Source organism: Caulobacter sp. D5 (assembly GCF_003185805.1).
Taxonomy (GTDB): domain Bacteria; phylum Pseudomonadota; class Alphaproteobacteria; order Caulobacterales; family Caulobacteraceae; genus Caulobacter.
Map to the genome: position 1 here is coordinate 1 of NZ_QHJY01000251.1, position 4,115 is coordinate 4,115.

Consider the following 4,115-nt stretch of genomic DNA (forward strand, 5'->3'; position numbering starts at 1 on the left):
AAGATCCTCCCCCTGAAGGGGGAGGTGGCCCGAAGGGCCGGAGGGGGAAGCGGCTGCTGATCATTTGCGGCAGCGGACTCCGAAGTTACTTCCCCCTCAGTCGCTCCGCGACAGCTCCCCCTTCAGGGGGAGCATCTCCATCAATACCCCAGCGCCACCCCGTCCTTGCGCATCTCGGTCGCGGCCGCATACCGCCCCGGCCAGCGCTCGATGGCCTGGTAGCCGCCATAGCCGCCGGCGTCGGTCTTCAGTTTCCAGCCGATGGCCTCCAGCGCCTTGCGGGTCTCCGCCGGCACGCCGCTCTCCAGGTCGAGCGCCGCGACGTCCTCCGCCGCGATCCCCGTCGGCTCGGGCGAGCCGCCGTGGTGCCAGCGCGGGGCGTCGCCGGCTTCCTGCACGCCCAGGCCGAAGTCGACCATGTTGCTGATGATCTGGGTCTGGCCCTGCGGCTGCATGTCGCCGCCCATGACGCCGAAGCTCAGCCACGGCTCGCCCTTGCGGGTGGCGAAGCCGGGGATGATCGTCTGGAAGGGCCGCTTGCCAGGCGCGTAGATGTTGGGATGTCCATCGGTCAGGGCGAAGAGCTCGCCGCGGTCCTGGAACATGAAGCCCAGGCCGTCGGGCGACAGGCCGGACCCCATGCCGCGATAGTTCGACTGGATGATCGACACCATCATCCCGTCCTTGTCGGCGGTGGTGAAATAGGTGGTGTCGCCCTTGCTCGGCGCCGTGCCCGGGAACGACGGCGTCCAGATCTTGTCCGGACGGATCAGCTTGGCGCGCTCCTTGGCGTAGTCCTTGGAGATAAGCCAGTCGATCGGTGAGGTGTAGAAGTCCTGGTCGGCATAGAACCGCGCGCGGTCCTCATAGGCCAGGCGCTTGGCCTCGACGGCGTGATGGATCGCCTGCGCCGACTGGAAGCCCATGCCGGCCACGTCGAACTGCTCGAGGATGTTGAGCATCTGCAGGGTGGCCAGGCCCTGCGTATTGTCAGCCAGGGCGTGGACGTCGACGCCGCGATAGCCGGTGGTGTGGACGCTGGTCCAGACGGCGCGGTTGGCGGTGAGATCCGCCTTGGTCATCCAGCCGCCGATACGCTTGAAATAGGCCTCGATCGTCGTCGCGATCTCGCCCTCGTAGAAGGCGCGGCCGCCGCCCTGGGCGATCAGGCGATAGGTGCGGGCCAGGGCCGGGTTCTTGAAGATCTCGCCCTCGACGGGCGTCTTGCCGGTCGGGGCCCAGACCTTCTTGAAGTTCTCGACCTCCTCGATGTTGGACGAGGGGGTGGTGAAGCGGCGATAGCTGCCCGCCAGGTAATAGGCGACGTTCTGGGTGACCGGGTGGCCTTCCTCGGCCGTGGCGATGGCGGGCTCGAAGAGGTCGGCCCACTTCAGCTTGCCGTAGCGCTCGTGCAGGGCTCGCCAGGCGTCGACCGCGCCGGGCACGCTGACGCTGACCGCGCCGTAAGCGGGGATCTTGCCGTCCTTGGCGCGGCTGCGCACCGTCTCCAGCGACAGGCCTTTGGGCGAGCGGCCCGAGCCGTTCAGGCCGACCACCTTGCGGGTCTTGGGATCCCACAGCAGCACGTAGCAGTCGCCGCCGATCCCGCACGAGATCGGCTCGCACAGGCCCAGCATGGCGTTGGCGGCGATCGCCGCGTCGGCCGCCGAGCCGCCCTTCCTGAGCACCGCGATCGCCGCCTGGGTGGCCAGCGGATGGGCCGTGGCCGCTGCGCCGTGGACGCCCCAGGCCGCCGAGCGCGAGGCGAAGCTGGCGCCGTCCACCCGGTCGCCGCCGTGCACGTCGGGCCGCTTCCGGTTGGGATTGGGGCCGGTGAGGATCTGCGACTGGGCGTAGGCCTGGCCTGCGAAGGCGGCGGCCGGCAGGGCGGCGAAGAAGGTGCGGCGGCGCATGGCGAGATCCCCACGAAAACGGCGAGTCCGTTTCTAGGGGCGGCCGGGAGGGGAGGCTAGGCGTTGCGCGAAAAGTGGGTGAGGGCGGGAGGAACCCCCCTCAGTCGCTCCGCGACAGCTCCCCCAGAGGGGGAGCATCTTCTTGGCATAGATCCTCCCCCGCTGGGGGAGGTGGCCCGGAGGGCGCTACCCCAGCGCCAGCTCGTCCAGCTCCTTGCCCAGCATCAGCGCCAGGGCCTCGACCACCAGTACGTGGTCCTGCCGCTGGGGCAGGCCAGAGACCGTCACCGCGCCGATGCAGCCGAGGCCCCGCACCAGCAGCGGAAAGCCGCCGCCATGCGTGGCGTAGTCGCGGGTCGGCAGGCCGTGCTTGGCCTCCAGCGTCTCGCCCTTGGCGGCCAGGGCCAGGCCAACGCCGTAGGAGCTCTTGGAGAAGTGCAGCACCGTGTTGCGCTTGCGGCGCAGCCAGTCGGCGTTCTCGCCGGTCGAGCCGGGCAGGGCGGCGTGGAACAGCGCCCGGTCCCGCAGCGACACGTCGATGGCCAGCGGCGCCTTGCGGGCCAGGGCCGCGTCGCGCAGGCCAGCCCCCAGGGCCCAGGCGGTGTCGAGATCGAAGCGTTCGAACACCAGCGCCGCTTCCTGGGCGGCGATGCGGGCGATGTCGTCCTGGTGGCTCATCAGGCGGTCTCGACGCTCAGTTCGCGGCGCTCGGCGGCCGAGCGGGCGGCCAGATCCAGCAGCTCCATCACCTGCAAGGCCTCGCGGGCCGGCACGGGATTGGGCGCGCCGGTCAGGATGGCGTCGCGCACCCCGGCGTAGTAGGCCGCGTAGTCGCCGCGCGCGGCGGGCACGGTCTCGGTCGTCAGGACGTCGCCGTCGGCGCGGGTCAGGGTTCCGGGGCGGGGATCGAGGCCGAAGCCTTCGTCGGCCGGGGTCAGGCCGCGCTTGAGGGCGTCTTCCTGGGCGTCGAGGCCCTGCTTGATGAAGCTGCCCTTCGTGCCGTGCACCGCCAGGCGCAGGTCGGCGGCGGCGGTCAGCAGGCTGCCGTGCAGGATCACCCGCAGGGCGTCGTAGCGCAGCACGACGTGGAAATAGTCGTCGGCCCCCGCGCCCTCGCGCTGCACGCCGATGTCGGCGCTGACCGCCAGGGGCTGGCCGAACAGCTGCAAGGCCTGGTCCAGCAGGTGCGGACCCAGGTCGAACCAGGCCCCGGCGCCAGGGCCGGCCCGTTCGCGCCAGCGGTCGCGCACGGTCGGGCGGAAGCGGTCGAAGTGGCTTTCGTACTGCGTGACCTCGCCCAGCGCGCCCTCGGCGATCAGGGCCTTCAACGTGAGAAAGTCGGCGTCCCAGCGCCGGTTGTGGAACACCGAGAGCAGACGATCGGCGGTCTCGGCCGAGGCGACCAGGGCGCGGGCCTCGTCGAGGGTGACGGTGAACGGCTTGTCGACCACCAGGTGCTTGCCGGCGGCGAGCGCGGTCTGGCCCTGAGGGGCGTGCAGTTCGTTGGGCGTGGCGATGACGACGAGGTCGATCTCGGCGTCGGCCAGGGCCTCGTCGAGGCTGGCGACCACCTTGGCCTCGGGATGGTCGGCGGCGACCTTGGCCGGGTCGCTGGAGACCACGGTGTGCAAAACGAGGCCCGGCGTCGTGGAAATCAGCGGGGCGTGGAAGGTCTTGCCGACATAGCCGTAGCCGACGAGGGCGACGTTGAGCGGGGCGGTGGCGGTAGCTTGAGACAACGTTGTCATGGCTTCAAGCTTAGGCCCTGAACACGGCGAGGTCACGGCGCCGCCGGTAAAAAGCGCCTGGAAATCCCCATGAAAAAAGCCCCCGGCGCGGCTGCGTCCGAGGGCTCGATTTCAGTCAGGTCGCGAAGATCAGATCTTCACGGGCTCCATCTTCGGGGCCAGCAGGTGCACGACGAGCAGGGCGACGAGATAGGCGCTGCCGGCGACGATGAAGATTGGGGTGTAGGTCCCGATCGTCTCGAGGACCTGGCCGATATATTTGGAGAACACCATGCCGCCGAGGGCCCCGAGCATGCCGCCGATGCCGACGACCGAGCCGACGGCGCCGCGCGGGAAGACGTCCGAGGGCAGGGTGTAGAGGTTGGCCGAGAAGCCTTGGTGGGCGGCGGTGGCGACCCCGATGATCAGCACCGCGACCCAGACCGAGCTGGCGAACGAGGCGAACATCACCGGC

3 protein-coding genes and 1 pseudogene are annotated in these 4,115 nt (G+C 70.0%); all 4 read right to left on the reverse strand.

What is annotated here, in order from left to right; translation table 11 throughout:
* Window positions 1-140 precede the first annotated feature (140 nt).
* Complete coding sequence (locus tag DMC18_RS16460) at window positions 141-1,913, reverse strand: gamma-glutamyltransferase family protein (RefSeq protein ID WP_110118199.1); 1,773 nt, start codon at window positions 1,911-1,913, stop codon at window positions 141-143.
* Between the two features lie 186 nt (window positions 1,914-2,099).
* Window positions 2,100-2,591 (reverse strand): heme-degrading domain-containing protein, encoded by a 492-nt coding sequence (locus DMC18_RS16465; protein ID WP_110118200.1) that lies wholly within the window; start codon window positions 2,589-2,591, stop codon window positions 2,100-2,102.
* Window positions 2,591-3,652, reverse strand: coding sequence for an oxidoreductase (locus DMC18_RS16470; protein ID WP_233245154.1), 1,062 nt, complete (start codon window positions 3,650-3,652; stop codon window positions 2,591-2,593). Before DMC18_RS16470 ends, DMC18_RS16465 begins: the two co-directional genes overlap by 1 nt.
* 138 nt (window positions 3,653-3,790) lie before the next feature.
* Window positions 3,791-4,115 (reverse strand): annotated as a pseudogene (locus DMC18_RS16475) (MFS transporter); the annotation flags it as partial.